The sequence below is a fragment of the Symbiobacterium sp. genome (assembly GCF_040797425.1).
Lineage (GTDB): Bacteria > Bacillota > Sulfobacillia > Symbiobacteriales > Symbiobacteriaceae > Symbiobacterium.
On the sequence record NZ_JBFNEH010000047.1, the window covers coordinates 13,487 to 28,563 of the forward strand.

Annotated in this window: 13 protein-coding genes; 9 read left to right on the forward strand and 4 right to left on the reverse strand. The window is 64.8% G+C overall.

The genetic code is table 11. The features are described from left to right. Window positions 1-146 precede the first annotated feature (146 nt). From AB2385_RS13585 to AB2385_RS13620, 8 genes are all read left to right on the forward strand, one after another. Window positions 147-1,121, forward strand: coding sequence for an ABC transporter permease (locus AB2385_RS13585; protein ID WP_011194434.1), 975 nt, complete (start codon window positions 147-149; stop codon window positions 1,119-1,121). A gap of 6 nt (window positions 1,122-1,127) precedes the next feature. After that, window positions 1,128-2,015: an ABC transporter permease gene (locus AB2385_RS13590; protein ID WP_011194433.1), complete on the forward strand. Its 888-nt coding sequence runs from the start codon at window positions 1,128-1,130 to the stop codon at window positions 2,013-2,015. Window positions 2,016-2,028: 13 nt separating this feature from the next. Further along, entirely contained in the window at window positions 2,029-3,033 is a 1,005-nt protein-coding gene (locus AB2385_RS13595; protein ID WP_011194432.1) for an ABC transporter ATP-binding protein, read from the forward strand. Next, complete coding sequence (locus AB2385_RS13600) at window positions 3,030-4,052, forward strand: ABC transporter ATP-binding protein (protein WP_367655557.1); 1,023 nt, start codon at window positions 3,030-3,032, stop codon at window positions 4,050-4,052. Before AB2385_RS13595 ends, AB2385_RS13600 begins: the two co-directional genes overlap by 4 nt. Next, window positions 3,986-4,225: a hypothetical protein gene (locus tag AB2385_RS13605; protein ID WP_011194430.1), complete on the forward strand. Its 240-nt coding sequence runs from the start codon at window positions 3,986-3,988 to the stop codon at window positions 4,223-4,225. The genes AB2385_RS13600 and AB2385_RS13605 overlap by 67 nt, the downstream gene beginning before the upstream one ends. 19 nt (window positions 4,226-4,244) lie before the next feature. Then, window positions 4,245-5,216, forward strand: a complete 972-nt coding sequence (locus AB2385_RS13610; RefSeq protein ID WP_367655558.1) for a GNAT family N-acetyltransferase — start codon at window positions 4,245-4,247, stop codon at window positions 5,214-5,216. A gap of 114 nt (window positions 5,217-5,330) precedes the next feature. Then, a complete protein-coding gene (locus AB2385_RS13615; RefSeq protein WP_367655559.1) occupies window positions 5,331-7,235 on the forward strand; it encodes an ABC transporter substrate-binding protein in 1,905 nt (634 codons plus the stop codon). A gap of 163 nt (window positions 7,236-7,398) precedes the next feature. Next, window positions 7,399-8,334: an N-acetylglucosamine kinase gene (locus AB2385_RS13620; protein WP_011194427.1), complete on the forward strand. Its 936-nt coding sequence runs from the start codon at window positions 7,399-7,401 to the stop codon at window positions 8,332-8,334. Window positions 8,335-8,412: 78 nt separating this feature from the next. Here AB2385_RS13620 and AB2385_RS13625 read toward each other — a convergent pair whose 3' ends face one another. Beyond that, window positions 8,413-9,498, reverse strand: coding sequence for a WD40/YVTN/BNR-like repeat-containing protein (locus AB2385_RS13625; protein ID WP_367655560.1), 1,086 nt, complete (start codon window positions 9,496-9,498; stop codon window positions 8,413-8,415). Between the two features lie 233 nt (window positions 9,499-9,731). Continuing rightward, window positions 9,732-9,920 (reverse strand): DUF4177 domain-containing protein, encoded by a 189-nt coding sequence (locus AB2385_RS13630; RefSeq protein WP_011194425.1) that lies wholly within the window; start codon window positions 9,918-9,920, stop codon window positions 9,732-9,734. Between the two features lie 177 nt (window positions 9,921-10,097). On the opposite strand from AB2385_RS13630, the gene AB2385_RS13635 reads away from it, so the two are divergent. Next, window positions 10,098-11,021 (forward strand): alpha/beta hydrolase, encoded by a 924-nt coding sequence (locus tag AB2385_RS13635; protein ID WP_367655561.1) that lies wholly within the window; start codon window positions 10,098-10,100, stop codon window positions 11,019-11,021. Window positions 11,022-11,200: 179 nt separating this feature from the next. Here AB2385_RS13635 and AB2385_RS13640 read toward each other — a convergent pair whose 3' ends face one another. Further along, window positions 11,201-13,096 (reverse strand): ABC transporter ATP-binding protein, encoded by a 1,896-nt coding sequence (locus AB2385_RS13640; protein WP_367655562.1) that lies wholly within the window; start codon window positions 13,094-13,096, stop codon window positions 11,201-11,203. Then, window positions 13,096-14,892, reverse strand: coding sequence for an ABC transporter ATP-binding protein (locus tag AB2385_RS13645; protein ID WP_367655563.1), 1,797 nt, complete (start codon window positions 14,890-14,892; stop codon window positions 13,096-13,098). The genes AB2385_RS13640 and AB2385_RS13645 overlap by 1 nt, the downstream gene beginning before the upstream one ends. Window positions 14,893-15,077: the final 185 nt, after the last annotated feature.

Consider the following 15,077-nt stretch of genomic DNA (forward strand, 5'->3'; position numbering starts at 1 on the left):
AACAAACATTTGTTCTAACTCATTAGAGGATGCGTATAGTGGTATATACAATCCCTCTTTTGGATAGGAGGAATTCTCCCCCGCTGGAGGGAACTCCTTTTTTGTCCCTTCCATTCGGACGACGGTGAAAAAGGTGTGACGCGTCTGTGCAGAAGTTGCTAATTTCGCTTGTGACCATTTTGTTTGCTATTGTTTGCATGTTCCTGGTAATCCAGAACATGCCCGGCGATCCGGTGGAGACACTGGCCGCTGAGATCGCACAAACCCAAAATCTGGAGATGGACCTGGCTTACGCCAGGGCCAAGAGCATGTTGAACTACGACCCTGACATCCCCGTCCTGCAACGTCTGGCAAACTACCTGGCCGGCGTGCTGCGCGGAAACCTGGGTGAGTCACTCAGCTATCACAAACCCGTCACCAGCCTGATGCTGGGCGCACTGCCCTGGACCCTGCTGGTGCTGACGATATCGCTGTTTCTCTCCTTTGCCATGGGGGTCATCGTGGGCCTCTTCATCGCCTGGAAGCGGAAGCGGTGGCTGAACGCTCTGCTGAACGTGTGGCAGTCGATCTTCGGTTCGATTCCCAATTACATCGTGGCCTACTTGTTGGTCTTCCTCTTCGCCGTCAACCTGGGCTGGCTTCCTTCCCGCGGCCCGTACAGCGCCGAGGTAACTCCCGGGTTCAACGGCGCCTTCATCGGTGACGTGCTGCAGCACGCCATCCTGCCGGTTCTGTCATACTTCCTCACGACGGTAGGCGGCTGGACCGTCAGCATGCGCGCCAACGCGATCGGTGTGCTGAGCGAGGATTACGTCACCTACGCCACCGCCCGCGGGCTCCCTCAGAAGCGAATCCTCCTCCAGTATGTCGGTCGCAACTCCATCCTGCCGATGATCACCTCGCTGGCCATCTCCTTTGGCTTCATGTTCGGCGGATCTCCGCTGATCGAGAACCTGTTCGTGTACCCAGGCGTTGGCTATTACCTGAACGTGGCCATCTCGCGCCGGGACTACCCCCTGATGCAGGGGATGTACTTCATGATGATCGTCGTGGTGGTGCTCTGCGGGTTGCTGGCCGAGTGGCTCTACACAGTGCTGAACCCACGCCTGAGGGAGAGGTGAGCGCAAATGAACGGCCGCAAGAAGAATGGGGTCAACCAGGACCGGTTCGGCGGCGTCAGGGCGTTCTTCCGCACCATCTGGCGCAACCCGATGTCCCGTGCAGGCTTCCTCATTCTGCTGGTCTTCCTGCTCATGGCCATCTTCGGGCCCATGTTCATTCCCGAACTCAAGTCCGACTACGTCAACCGGCTGCAGCCGCCCTCGTGGAAGCACCCGCTGGGCACGGATCTGGCCGGCAAGGACACCCTGCTCCAGCTGATCCTGGGCTCCCGGAACGTGTTGCTGGTGGCAGCCTATGCCGGTCTGTTCACGGTGCTGATCGCCACCGGTATCGGTGTCATCTCCGGCCTGCAGGGCGGCGTGGTGGACCAGGTGCTGATGCTCCTCACCAACGTCGTGCTCACAATGCCCAGTTTCCCGGTCACCATGATCCTGTCCATGATCATCCGCATCACCGATCCGCTCCTCTTCGGCGTGGTGCTCAGCCTCTGGTCCTGGGCCGGCCTGGCCAAAGCCATCCGCTCTCAGGTGCTAAGCCTCAAACACCGGGAGTTCATTGAGGCCAGCCGCCTGCTGGGCATCAGCAAGTTGAACATCATCCGCTACGATGTGCTGCCCAATCTGGTTTCCTACGTCGCCGTTAACTTCATCTCCATCATGAAGAGCGCCATTACCTCCAGCGTCGGCCTGATGCTCCTGGGCCTGGTTCCGTTCCAGGGGAATCACTGGGGTGTCATGATCCAGGTGGCCATCTCGCAGACCGGTGCGCTGATGGGCTCCGCCACCGTTGTGTACTTCCTGGCACCGGTGGTCTGCCTCATGCTGTTCCAGCTGGGTTGCTACTGCTTTGCCAACGGACTGGACGAGGCGCTCAACCCCCGGCTGCGGGCCTAGAGGAGGGTGAGTCATGACACAACCGATTCTCGAGGTGAAAAACCTCACGGTGGAGTTCACGGTGCACGGGCGCACGATCCGGGCCTGTGATAACGTCAGCCTTACGATCAACCGGGGCGAGATCGTCGGCATCATCGGCGAAAGCGGCTCTGGAAAGTCCACCCTGGTCTTCGGCATCTTGAACCTCATTCAGGCGCCGGGCAAGATCACCTCCGGTGAAGTCATCTACTACCCGAAAGACGGCAATCCGGTTGACCTGCGGAAGCTGACCCCCCAGGACTTCGCCCGTTACCGCTGGACCTACCTGACCACAGTCTTCCAGGCTGCACAGAACGTCCTGAACCCGACGCTGCGGGTCAAGGAGCATTTCCTGGAGACCGCGTGGGCCCACAATCCCAACATGCCCGAGGAAGAGATCCTCGCCAAGGCCCGGGATCTGCTCAGCCATGTGCGGCTCGAGGAGCGGGTGCTGGATTGTTATCCGCACCAGCTCTCCGGCGGCATGAAGCAGCGCACGATCATTGCTCTGAGCCTGATCCTCGATCCCGACATCATCTTCCTGGATGAGCCTACCACCGCGCTGGACGTGATCACCCAGTGGTACATCCTCGAGATCCTGAGGCGGATCCAGAAGGAATACGGTCTGACGATGGTCTTCTGCACCCACGACGTTTCCATCATCGGCTCCATCGTCGACCGGCTGGGCGTGATGTACGCCGGCCAGCTGGTGGAATTCGGCCCCGTGCTCACCATGTTCAAGCAGCCCACGCACCCCTACACCGCCGGCCTGATGAGCGCCATCCCTTCCCTGCGGGATGACGTGACCAAGCGCAAGGCCATTCCGGGCCATCCGCCCGACCTGGCCAACCTGCCGGATTCCTGCCGGTTCGCCCCGCGCTGCTTCGCCTGTGCGAAAGGCATCTGCGACGGCGACCGCAAAAAAACCGAGCAGCTCTACCCCAGCCATCCGGGACAGTACACCCGCTGCTATAGTTGGGAGAAGGTGTTTCAACCGTGAGCCTGGTATCACTGGAGAACGTCAGTGTCTATTTCAGGAGTGAGCGGAACCCCCGGGAGCAGGTCGGGGCCCTGGTAGGGGTGAACCTCTCCATCGAACCGGGTGAGATTATCGCCGTGGTCGGCGAGAGCGGCTGCGGGAAGACCACCCTCGGCAAGGTGATCACGGACATCTACCAGCCCACTGAGGGCCGGGTGCTCTACAAGGGCAAGGAGCTCCGTAAGCTGACCAAGCAGGAGTACAAGGAGTACCGGCTGGGCGTGCAGATGATCCATCAGGACTCCTACGCCGCACTCAACCCCAACCGCACGATCTTCCAGTCCCTCTCCCTGCCACTTCTGCAGCACAGGCTGGCGCACAACCAGCACGACGCGTGGGATCAGCTGAGCGAGCTCTTCGTCGAGATCGGCCTCACGCCGCCGGCGCAGTTCCTGCAGAAGTACCCGCACCAGCTCTCCGGCGGACAGCGGCAGCGCATCCTGCTGGCACGGGCCCTCTCGGTCAAGCCCACCCTCATCGTGGCCGATGAGCCCGTGTCCATGGTCGACGTCTCCCTGCGCATCTCGCTCCTGGACCTGATGGCCCGGGCGAACCAGAAGCTGGGCGTCTCCTTCGTCTACATCACCCACGACCTGGGCACCGCACGCTACATCGCGCATCATGGCCGGATCGTCGTGATGTACCTGGGCCGAATGGTCGAGATCAACCAGATTCAGGCGGCGCTGGATCACCCCGCACATCCCTACTTCCACGCCCTGATCTCGGCGGTGCCGGAGGCCGATCCGACCCTGCGGGGAGAGCGCCTCACCCAGCTCCCCCTCCGCTCCTTCGACATGCCCAGCGTCACCAACGCACCGCCCGGCTGCAAGTTCCATCCCCGCTGCCCGTACGCGCAGGAGATCTGCGAGCGGGAGGAGCCCAAGCTCCGGGAGTTTGAAGGAGGCCTGGTGGCATGCCATCTGGCGGAGAGCATCAGGGCCGGGATGAATGGCCGGTTCAGCACCTCCTCCAATTCCTGAGGTTTATCGCCACGGTCGCGCTGACGATCCTGATCATCGCCGTGCTGGGGCTGGCACTGGGCCCCAAGGATGCCGGTACCGTGACGCTCTACGCGCTGGTGATCGGGCTGAACGCCCTGATTGCGCTGCTCTACTGGCCGGTGGTCAGGTTCGTGCAGCGACGCGGCCGGTAAGCAAGGGAGCCGGTATAACATGATCCGAACGATGGAGGCGGCCGACCTGCCGGCTGTGCACACCCTTTGGAACCGTACGACGCTGAGCCGGGAGGTTCTGTATAAACCGCTCGCCTGCGAACGCTTCCAGGCGCTCTTCGTCAGCGCCGGCGATCACGAGGTCAAGTGCAACGTGGTAGCGGAGCAGGACGGGCAGATCCTCGGTTTCGGCAGCGCCTACCACAACACGGGAACGGACCGCGGTTACATCACCTTCATCCTGGTGGACCCGGCTCACCGGCGGCGCGGGGTAGGCACCGCACTCCTCCGTGCGCTGGAGCACAGGTTGCGGGCCTTCCCGACCATCGTCAGGATTGACCTGAACTTCTTCAACCCGATCAACCTGGAATGGTTCATCCCCGGCACCCCCGGGCATGACCACCCCAACGCGCCCGGCGTGGACGTGTCGTCACCGGCCTTCCCCTTCTTCACGGCCCGCGGCTACGCCGACACCAGCCGCCAGTACTCCTACTACCGCCTCCTGGCGGACTTCCAGTTCCAGCCCAAGATCGCCGAACGGGCAGCTGCTCTGGCCGCGCAGGGGATCAGCATCACGTATTACGATCCCGCCAGGCATTACGGCCTGAGCGAACTCTTCGACGACCTGGGCAACGAGGACTGGCGGGACAAGGTAATGACCAACGTGAACGGCCCCCGCCCGTATCCCCTGCTGATCGTGGAGCAGGGGGGGCGCGTGGGCGGCTTCGCCGGCCCGCTGTACGTGCAGGAGAGCGGCCGCGGCTACTTCGCCGGTATCGGCGTGCACAGCGAGCTCCGCGGCGTCGGGGCCGGTTCCGTGCTCTTCTCCGCCCTCTGCCAGGGGCTCAGGGACATCGGGGCCACCTTTATGTCGCTCTTCACCGGCCGCGAGAACGTGGCCCGCAAGATCTACGAGTCCGCCGGGTTCCAGGTTGTGCACGAGTGGGCTTGTATGCGCAAGGCGATGCAGTGAACCGCAGGGTCCTGCTCCCCGATCCGCGCTGTTCAGGATCCACAACACGTTCGGCATCAAGACTGCGGCCTCACACCGCGTCTTGAGATAAAACACACTGTGGAGGCGAAGAGAATGAAGAGGCTTGCAGCTGCGCTTCTGGCCGTAAGCATGGTGCTGGTTACCGCCTGCAGCAGTGGCTCCGGCGCCAACTCTTCGGGCCAGACACAGTCGGAGTCTCAAGGCACGACCGGGATTCAGGAGACCGGATCCACGTCTTCCACCAAGCCGACGACCCTGAAGCTCACCGGCGAAAAGGACACCAGCAAGACCCTCACCACCTTCGTCACCTTCGAGCCGCCGCCTGGGTTCCACGGCAACCCGTACGCTGAGACGGCCGGACCCAACTGGTCGCTGCAGCCGCTGCTCTACGAACCGCTGTGTAACTACTCGCCGCTGCCCGAGCGGGAATACCGTCCGGCCGCACTGGAGAGTTACGAGGTCGACGGCAAGACGCTCACCATGAAGCTCCGCAGCGACCTCAAGTGGAGCGACGGCAGCCCCGTGACGGTGGACGACCTCATGACGATGCTCTATCTGGAGGCCGGCCGGAGCACGCTGTGGCAGGTCATGGAGTCAGCCGAGAAGGTTGACGACAGCACCGTCCGCGTGCAGTTCATCAATGAGAGCCCGCTGAACCTGAACCTGCTGCTCCCGAACTTCATCATGGCCCCGACCAAGATCTACGGCCAGTGGGCCGATGAACTGAAGGCCTACGTCGAGAAGTACCGTGTCTGGGATGAGGCCAACAACCGGTACAAGTTCGACACCGCAGGCGACGACGTGCTCGCCAACATCACCGCCGAGATCAACAACTACAAGCCCGACGCAATCAACGCGGCTCTCTACTCCGGGCCTTACGTCCTCAAGGGCATGACCAGCGCCGAGGCAATCTTCGAGAAGAACCCCTACTATTACATGGACATCGACATCCAGAAGGTCAGGGCGGTTCGTACCCAGAACTCCGAGGCCTTCGCCGCTGCGGTGCAGGAACAGACCTTCACGGTGGAGAACGGCGGCATGAGCCCCGAGCTGACCGCTCAGGTCGAGAAGAAGTTCGAGGCCACCCTGCGGACCATCTACACCCCGCAGTTGTCGCAGATCGGTTACTTGTTCAACGTTCAGAAGTACCCGTTCAACATCCCGGAGGTCCGCAAGGCCTTTGCCTACATGATGGACCGCGACACGCTGCTCAAGCTGGCTGAGCCCGGCAGCTTCAACAGCGACGTGCATGGCAGCGGCCTGCTGCCCTCCCTGATCCCGACCTACACCAACGAGGGCTTCATGGACACCCTGCCTGACTACTCCTACAACCCGACCAAGGCCGAGGAGCTCCTGACCTCGATCGGTTGGAAGAAGGTCAACGGCAAGTGGGCCAACGAGAAGGGCGAACCCGTCAAGATCGAGATCGTGACCGTCGGTACGTGGCCTTCGCTGATGTACCCGTCCGAGGCCCTCTCCACGATGCTGCAGGAGGCCGGCTGGGAAGTCGAGTTCAAGCCGATGGAGTCCGCCAACGTGCTGGACTACATGTCCAAGGGCGAGCATCAGGTGGCCTGCTACTTCGTGCCCGGCATGTCTACGTACGCGCATCCGTGGGAGGTCTATCAGCAGACGTACCTGGGCGCCTACGCGACCCGCATGAACTTCCCGGCCCTGAAGGCTGGTGAGGACCGGGTCATCACCGCCCCGAGCACCGGCAAGCAGTACAACGTCACCCAGATCCTCGCCAAGCTTTATCAGTCCACCGACGAGAAGGAGATCAAGGAGCTGACGCAGGAACTGGCGACGGTCACCAGCGACTACCTGCCGTTCATCGGCCTGATCGAGAAGACCGCGCCGCTCCGGATCTACGACACCAAGCTCAGCGTCGCCGATGGCGAGATCGGCCAGTCGCAGATCAGCTTCTACTGGTACGGCAACCTGAACAACATGCTCATGAAGCAACTCCGTGCGGGTGAACTCTACTTCGTCAAGTAGGGGCACAGACCGGAGCAGCAGAACGCACAAGTCACCGTCGACCCAACGTGCGGTGGCGCCGGGGGCTGCGACTACAGCCCCCGGTCGCGCATTCCGCCCTTGACACCGGGCCCGCGGCCGACAGGCGTCCCGCCGGGTCGCACCAGCAGGAGGAATCGACACCGTGGAGACTTCGCGGATCCTTGTTGGAATCGATGGCGGAGGAACCAGAACCCGGTGCCTGGTAGCGACCACAGACGGTCGCGTGATCGCAGAAGGAGGAGCCGGGCCCGCCAACCCGCTGGTCGTCGGCCTCGACCGGGCCGTGGAGAACATCGGCCAGGCGGTCCGCCAGGCGCTGGAGGCATCCGGCCATACCTCCGCCGCGGTGGGGGCGGTATGCGCCGGCCTGGCGGGCGCCGGGCAGCCGGAGACCCAGGCCCGGGTGGCCGCCGCGCTTCCCGGGGCCCTCTCCCTCTCCCCCGGCACACCGGTGCAGGTGGTGAGCGACGCCCGGGTCGCCCTGGCCGGTGCGCTGCAGGGCCGCCCCGGGGCGATCCTGATCGCGGGCACGGGTTCCATCGCCTACGGCCTCGACGACTCGGGCCGCCTGCTGCGGGCCGGGGGCTGGGGCTGGATCCTCGGCGACGAGGGCAGCGGCTTCACCATCGGCCGGCAGGCCCTGGCGGCCGCCTTCGCCGCCAAGGACGGCACGGGGCCGGCCACGCGCCTCGGCGACCGCATCTGCGCGGCCTGGAACCTGCAGGACCTCACGCAGGCAGTCCCGCGGATCTACGCTGACCCGTCCGCCGCCCGCACGGCCATCGCCGGGCTGGTGCCCGAAGTGGTGCAGGCGGCGGAGGAGGGCGATGCGGTCGCCGCCGAGATCCTGGCCCGGGCCGGAGGGGACCTGGCGAACCTGGCCGCGGCGCTCCTGCGCCGGATGCAGTTGCGGGAGCCGCTGGTGGCCACCACCGGCGGGGTGCTGGAGGGCGTGGCGGCGGTGCGGTCGGAGTTGGTGCGCCGCCTGGCCGAGCTGGTGCCGGAGGCGCGGGTGGTGGAGAGCGCCGCCAGCCCCGCCGCCGGTGCCGTACTGATGGCGCGGCAGATGGCGGGGTAGGGCGGCCCCCCGTCCGCCGAAATCGCATCAAATCGGAACGCCACCCCGGGATTCTCCCATCCGTGGGTGGCGTTCCGACTACTCCAGGTTCCCGAGGACAGCCGTCCAGAACTGGCCGCCATCGGCGGTGCGCAGGATAGCCCCCTGGGTGCGCTGGCTGTCGCTGACCACCAGCCAGCCCGTCTTCGGATCGACAAAGGAAAGGCCCGCTGTCGGCTTGGCCGGGCCGCCCACGGGGATCTTGTCACTCACGACAGGCGGTGCTCCCCCCATGGTTACCCGTGCTACCTCCAGGTGGCCGCCAGCCGGTGAATACACCGCCACCCAGGCAGTCTCGGCCCACGCACCAAGGGCAACCGGGTACCCACCGGGGCCGTGCGGAGCCTCCGGCGCGGGCTCCGCAAACGGCCACGGCCAGCGACCGATCAGCCGGGGAGTCCAGGTGCGGCCCGCATCCGTTGTGCTGTAGAGCAGATAGGTCTCCTGGGAACCGGCTCCCTGGCCGAGGCAGAACAGAACCCAGCCGCTGCTCTCTGATGTGAAGCGCACAAAGGTGTGGCCCAACCACTTGTCGGGTTCCGGAAGCGTGAGCTGCGCGCTCCATGTTGTTCCGCCATCGCGGGTGTGCCAGATCTGCCCCTCGCCAGCTGCCCAGCCTTCTTCCGCACTGACGAAGTCCAGGTCGGAGAACGGGAGGGGCGAGCCGGTCCTGTCCCAGGTCTTGCCGCCGTCCCGGCTGACGAGAAGGCCGCTTCCGTCGGTTGCGACCACATGAGCAGGACCTACAAAATCAACGGCCCGCAGCGCCGCTCCTGGAGTCTCTGCCGCGCTCCAGTCCTCTCCGCCGTTTTCCGTACGGAGAAGGGCCGCTGATCCTGTGAGCGCCCAGCCGTTCTGGGGATCCAGAAAACCCAGCCGGATGACCGGCTCCTGACTGGGGAACTGGAGAGTCCAGTTCTGGCCACCGTCTTGGGTATGCCAGATCCCGTCTGCAGCCCCTACCCAGCCGTGGCTCTCGTTCAGGAAGGCCACCGCAGTGGGGACCGCCGGAGCCGATGCGTTCCGGTCCTCGTTCTGTTCCCCAGAGCCGCCATCGGTTGCTCCACTGCATCCCATGATCATGAACATCAACATCACGGTAAGCAGCACTCTTGCGGTTCTCACCAAAGCAACCCCCTCACTTACCGCTCTTTCACGTAAGATTAACGCTTATCGTGACGAAAACGTTACGGTCAGCAGACCTTCGTCCAACGGCCACCACAAGTCGCCAGAAGGGGCCTTGGGAAACCTTCCGCACCCCCCCGCAAGGCGACGGTTCCACCCGAACACTCTCGCCTTGACGCGCAAGGCGGTCTCGCCATCGTGGCCAGACCGCCTTTGCTGACTGCCATGAACACCTACGCCTCAGCCGGATCGTCCGGGACTGAGCCCACCTTCCGCTCCAGCGTGACCACGAGCTTCGTGAAACCGCCGAATCCCTCCACGACGTACTGGAACCTGCAGCGCCAACCTTCCCGGGCGTAGCGGTTCAACGCACCTTCGAGCTGCTCGGCCGCGCTCAGCATGAGAACCTTATACTCGTACATGCGCCCTCACTCCCTTCCCTGTTTCGCCAAATAGATGGCACCACGCTCTCCGCGGGTTCGGGTCCACGGCGCCACCGCCCCACCGGCTCCGGGCCCCTGGCCACCGCCCCCCCAGCGTGAACACCCGGCAGATCACACACGTCATTGTCCAAAAGGAGTGCGCAGGGAGAGGTGGGCATGGAAGTCCGCGGCTTCCGGGAGCTTCAGTACGAGGTGTATCGCCTCTACGGGGAAGGTGCGTACCGGGAGGCCCTGGCCCTGATTGACAGGGAGGCCGCCCGTTTCGCCCATCGTGCCAGCGACATCTACTACTGGCGGGCCTGTCTGGCCTGCCGGGCGGAAGGAGCGGACGCGGGGCTCCGGTGGCTGCAGGAAGCCGCCGAACGGGGCCTGTGGTACCATGAGCGCATCCTGCGGGATCCGGACCTGGCGCCGCTGAGAGACGATCCCCGCCTGAAACCGTTACTGGCGGTGTTCGAGGAGCGTCGGGCTGCCGCCCAGGCCACCGCCAGACCGGTGCTGTACACCTACTCGCCCGAAGGCGAACCGAAGGGACTGCTCCTGGCTCTGCACGGGAACGCCAGCAACTTCGAGGACTCGGAGGAGCGCGGGCAGTGGCTGCCGGCACTGGCGGCCGGCTGGCGGGTCGCGCTGGCTCAGTCCTCGCAGGTGTGGGCGCCCGGACAGTACTTCTGGAGCGGCCGCGACCAGGGCCTGGCCGAGGTGTCTGCCCATCTTCGCGCGCTGAACCCCCCTGAGGCCACGGTGGTGGCGGGCTTCTCGATGGGCGGGGCGCTGGCGGTTTATGCCGCGCTGTGCGGCTCCCTCCCCGTGAGCCGGTTCCTGGCGGTGGCCCCGGCCATCCGGGTGGAGTCGGTGCTGCCCCTGCTGGAAACCTGCCGCCGCGACGTGCAGGGCTACGTGGTCGTGGGAGATCAGGATTTTGGATACCCGGCGGCCTGCCGGTTCGCCGAGGCCATGCAGCAGGCCGGGCTGCCATGTGAACTGGAGGTGCGCAGCGGCCTCGCTCACGACTTCCCGATGGATTTCAGTGCAGGCCTGACGCAGCGGCTGGAAGCGCTGTGCAGGGCAGGCTCCTGAAGCGCCTGGAGGCAGCGGTGACCTGACGATGGTTGCGATCGGTCCCGGCCCCCGTGTCGGGAGCGGAAAGGCGGATCGGCACGACGAAATGAGCCACACCCAACGCAGGGCGTGGCTCATTCTACTACCGTTGCGAGATGGTGTCCGACCAGGGCGGGGCCCCGGGGCTGCAGGGCAGCCTACGCTTCCTCCAGGAACTTGAACTGCGCCTGAATCAGCCCGTAATAGACCCCGCGGCGGGCCATGAGCGAGTCGTGCGTGCCCATCTCCACGATCTTCCCGTGGTCCAGCACCACGATCTTGTCCGCGTTCCGAATCGTGGAGAGCCGGTGGGCGATCACGAAGGAGGTGCGGCCCTTGAGCAGCCGCGCCAGGGCCTCCTGGATGAGCAGTTCCGTCTGCGTGTCGATCGAGGCTGTAGCCTCGTCCAGCACGAGGATCCGCGGATCGGCAAGCAGGGCACGGGCGAACGAGATGAGTTGCCGCTCGCCCATCGAGAGCCGGGAGCCCCGTTCCCGCACCTCCGTGTCGTAGCCCTGGGGCAGCCGCATGATGAAGTCGTGCGCCCGCACCGCCTTGGCTGCGGCGATGACCTCCTCGTCCGTGGCGTCGAGCCGGCCGAAGCGGATGTTGTCCATGATGGTGCCGCTGAAGATGAACGTCTCCTGCAGCACCACGGCGATCTGCCGGCGCAGCGATTCCAGCGTCACGTCCCGCACGTCGATGCCGTCGATGCGCACCGCACCCTCGTTCACGTCGTAGAACCGCGAGAGCAGGTTGATGATCGACGTCTTGCCCGCACCCGTGTGGCCCACCAGGGCCACCGTCTCACCCGGCTCTACGGTGAGCGACACCCCGTCCAGGGCCGTGCGCCCCTCCTCGTAGGCGAAGACGACGTTGTCCAGCTCCACCCGGCCCCGGATCGGGGGCAGCGGCCGCGCATCCGGCTTCTGCGGCACAGTGGGCTTCGTGTCGAGGTACTCGAAGATACGTTCGCTGGAGGCCATCGCCACCAGGATGTTGCCGTACATCTGCGTCAGTCGGTTGATCGGCTCCCAGAACTGGCCCACGTAAGTGGCGAAGGCCACCAGCACGCCCACCGTAATGTCGCCGCTGCGCAGCACCCGCGTGCCGTACCAGTAGACGGCGGCGGTGGCCAGGGCAGACATCAGCTCCACGATGGGCATGAACCAGGCGTTCTGCCGCTGCACCCTGAGCCAGGTGTGGCGGAAGTCGACGTTCATGTCAGCGAAGAAGTCCTTGTTAGGCTCCTCCTGACAGAAGGTCTGGGTGACCCGCACGCCCTGGATCGCCTCCGCCAGGTGAGCGGTCATCCGGGAGCGCTTGATGCGCACCAGCTGCCAGCCGTGCCGCACCCGGGTGCGCAGGCGGGCGGTGACGAAGAGCATCAGCGGGAGGAAGGTGAAGACCACCAGCGAGAGCTTGAGGTGCATCGACATCATGATGGCGATGATGCCCACCAGGGTGAGCAGGTCCTGCAGCACGTTGATGAGGCCGTTGGTGAACAGGTCCTGGAGCGAGTCGACGTCGTTGGTGATGCGCACCAGGATCGAACCGGCCGGCCGGGTGTCGAAGAAGCGCATCGAGAGCGACTGCACGTGGGTGAAGATGCGCGTGCGCAGGTCGTAGAGCGCCTTCTGGCCCACCCAGTTGGTGAGGCGGATCCGCTCGTGGTTGGCGATCCAGTTGACGACGTGGACCGCCAGCATCAGGCCCACGAGGATCGCCAGCCGCTGCGGACGGTCGAAGGGCTCGAGCCACTGAGTCCAGCGGGTGAACTGGACCTCCGCCTCCAGGGCCGCGTCGATGGTCTGCGCCGTGAGCCAGGGTACGGCCAGGCGCGTCAGCGTCGCCGCCAGCACCGCCAGGCCCGCCAGGAGCACCTGGCGGGTGTAGGGTACGACGAACGCCGCCAGCCGCTTGAACTGCACCCAGTCGAATGGCTTCTCGAAAATCCGTTCCTCTTTGTAGTAGAAGCGATCCGCGTTCGCGCTCAGCACCGGCTGCCTGCGGTTGTGCAGCTCACGGGCGGTGCGGTACTCCCCTGCCCCCATCAGCAGCACCCCCCGTTTCCATGCGCCCGCCGGGCCCGCTGCTCCTCGTAGTCCCGGAACTGGATGTCGTAGATGGCCCGGTAGATGCCGCCCCGGGCCAGAAGCTCCTCGTGGGTGCCCCGCTCTACCACGCAGCCCTGGTCCAGCACCAGGATCTCGTCGGCGTGCTTCAGCGAGGAGATGCGGTGGGCGATGATGAAGGTCGTGCGTCCCTTCATGGCGTTCCGCAGCGCCACCTGGATCTCGTGCTCGGTCTCCATGTCCACCGACGCCGTGGCGTCATCGAGGATCAGGATGCGCGGGTTGTTGAGAATCGCCCGGGCGATAGCGATGCGCTGTTTCTGGCCGCCGGAGAGGCCCATGCCCCGCTCGCCCACGATGGTGTCGTAGCCGTTGGGCGTCTCCATGATGAAGTCGTGAGCCTGCGCCAGCTTGGCCGCTGCCACGATTTCCTCCATCGTGGCCGTGCGCCGGCCGTACGCGATATTCTCCTTGATGGACGCCGACCAGAGGAAGGTCTCCTGGAGCACGATGCCGATCTGGCGCCGGAGATCCGCCAGGTCCAGGTCGCGCACGTCCACCCCGTCCACGGTCACCCGGCCCTCGGTCACGTCGTAGAAGCGGGGGATGAGCGACACCAGCGTCGACTTGCCAGAGCCGGTCGCACCGATGAGCCCGATCACGCTTCCCGGCGGCGCATCCAGGTTGATGTCCACGAGGGCGGGATGGTCGGTGACTTCCCGGGTGTCGGGACGAGGCGACTGGTACCGGAAGGTGACGTGCTCGAACCGCACGTGACCCTTCATTTCGGGCAGCCGGACCGCGGCCCGCGGTGACTGCACGGCCACCGGGTGGTCCAGCACCTCCAGCAGCCGCTCGCCTGCAGCGACAGCCTGGGTCAGCTCGTTGATGCGGTAGCCGACCTCCCGCATGGGCCAGATCCAGTACCAGATGAGGCTGTTAAAGGCCACCAGCTCGCCCAGCGTGAGCTCGCCCCGCAGAACCAGCAGGCCACCGTAGGCGAGAATCAGCGTGAGGGCTAAGTTGGAGAGCATCTCAATGGCGGGGAAGTAGCGCGCCCACAGGCCGGCGGTGAAGAGGTTGGCCTTCAGATACTCCTCGTTGTGGGCGGAGAACTTCTGCACCTCGAAGCTCTCCCGTGCGAATGCCTTGACGGTGCGGATGCCGTACAGGTTCTCCTGGGTCGCCGTGGAGAGCGCCGCCAGGGCCTCCCGCACCCGCGTGAAGGCCGGGTGCACCTGGCGTTCGAACCGCAGCACCACCACCAGCAGGAGGGGCATCGACGCCAGGGTGACCAGCGTCAGCTTCACGTTCATGGCCAGCATGACGACCAGCGAGAAGATCGTCATGAAGAAGACGTCCATCAGGTGGACGAAGCCAAAGGAGAGGAACATCCGGAAGGCCTCGACGTCGGCGGTGACCCGCGACATCAGGTCGCCGGTGTGGGCGTTGTCGTAAAACGTGAAGTGGAGGTACTGCAGCTTGTCGTACAGGGCGTTGCGCAGATCGAGCGTCGCGTTCTGGCCGAAGACATGGCCCAGGTACTGGCGGCTGTAGTTGAGCACGCCGCGCACCAGGGCCACGGCCACCACCCCGAAGACCCAGTACGGCAGCTCATCGAATCGCTGCTCCTTGATCACCCGGTCGATGAGCTGTTGGAGCAGCCACGGGCGGATCAGGCCCACGGCGGTGAGTGCAGCCATGGCCAGCACCGAGCCGATCCCCCACAGGGCGTACGGCATGTAGAAGCGCCGCATGCGAGCGAATACTTGCATGGTGTGCAACCAACTCCCTTTGCCAGGCGCCTGGTCGATCTTGTTTGAATTCGCCCTTCCATGGCACAATCCCTTCGCAAGTCGTATGGTGAATGGCATTTACCATATCAACGGAGACGGTAGCCGGAAGTGCGGTGCGACTTGCTCAAGCGAGAACCGGGCAGTATCATGGTCCTGATCGACAC

Coding starts and splice junctions, on each gene's coding strand:
- AB2385_RS13595 (WP_011194432.1), top strand. CDS start 2,029: ATGACACAACCGATTCTCGAGGTGAAAAACCTCACGGTGGAGTTCACG.
- AB2385_RS13590 (WP_011194433.1), top strand. CDS start 1,128: ATGAACGGCCGCAAGAAGAATGGGGTCAACCAGGACCGGTTCGGCGGC.
- AB2385_RS13645 (WP_367655563.1), bottom strand. CDS start 14,892: ATGCAAGTATTCGCTCGCATGCGGCGCTTCTACATGCCGTACGCCCTG.
- AB2385_RS13605 (WP_011194430.1), top strand. CDS start 3,986: ATGCCATCTGGCGGAGAGCATCAGGGCCGGGATGAATGGCCGGTTCAG.
- AB2385_RS13615 (WP_367655559.1), top strand. CDS start 5,331: ATGAAGAGGCTTGCAGCTGCGCTTCTGGCCGTAAGCATGGTGCTGGTT.
- AB2385_RS13610 (WP_367655558.1), top strand. CDS start 4,245: ATGATCCGAACGATGGAGGCGGCCGACCTGCCGGCTGTGCACACCCTT.
- AB2385_RS13640 (WP_367655562.1), bottom strand. CDS start 13,096: ATGGGGGCAGGGGAGTACCGCACCGCCCGTGAGCTGCACAACCGCAGG.
- AB2385_RS13630 (WP_011194425.1), bottom strand. CDS start 9,920: ATGTACGAGTATAAGGTTCTCATGCTGAGCGCGGCCGAGCAGCTCGAA.
- AB2385_RS13635 (WP_367655561.1), top strand. CDS start 10,098: ATGGAAGTCCGCGGCTTCCGGGAGCTTCAGTACGAGGTGTATCGCCTC.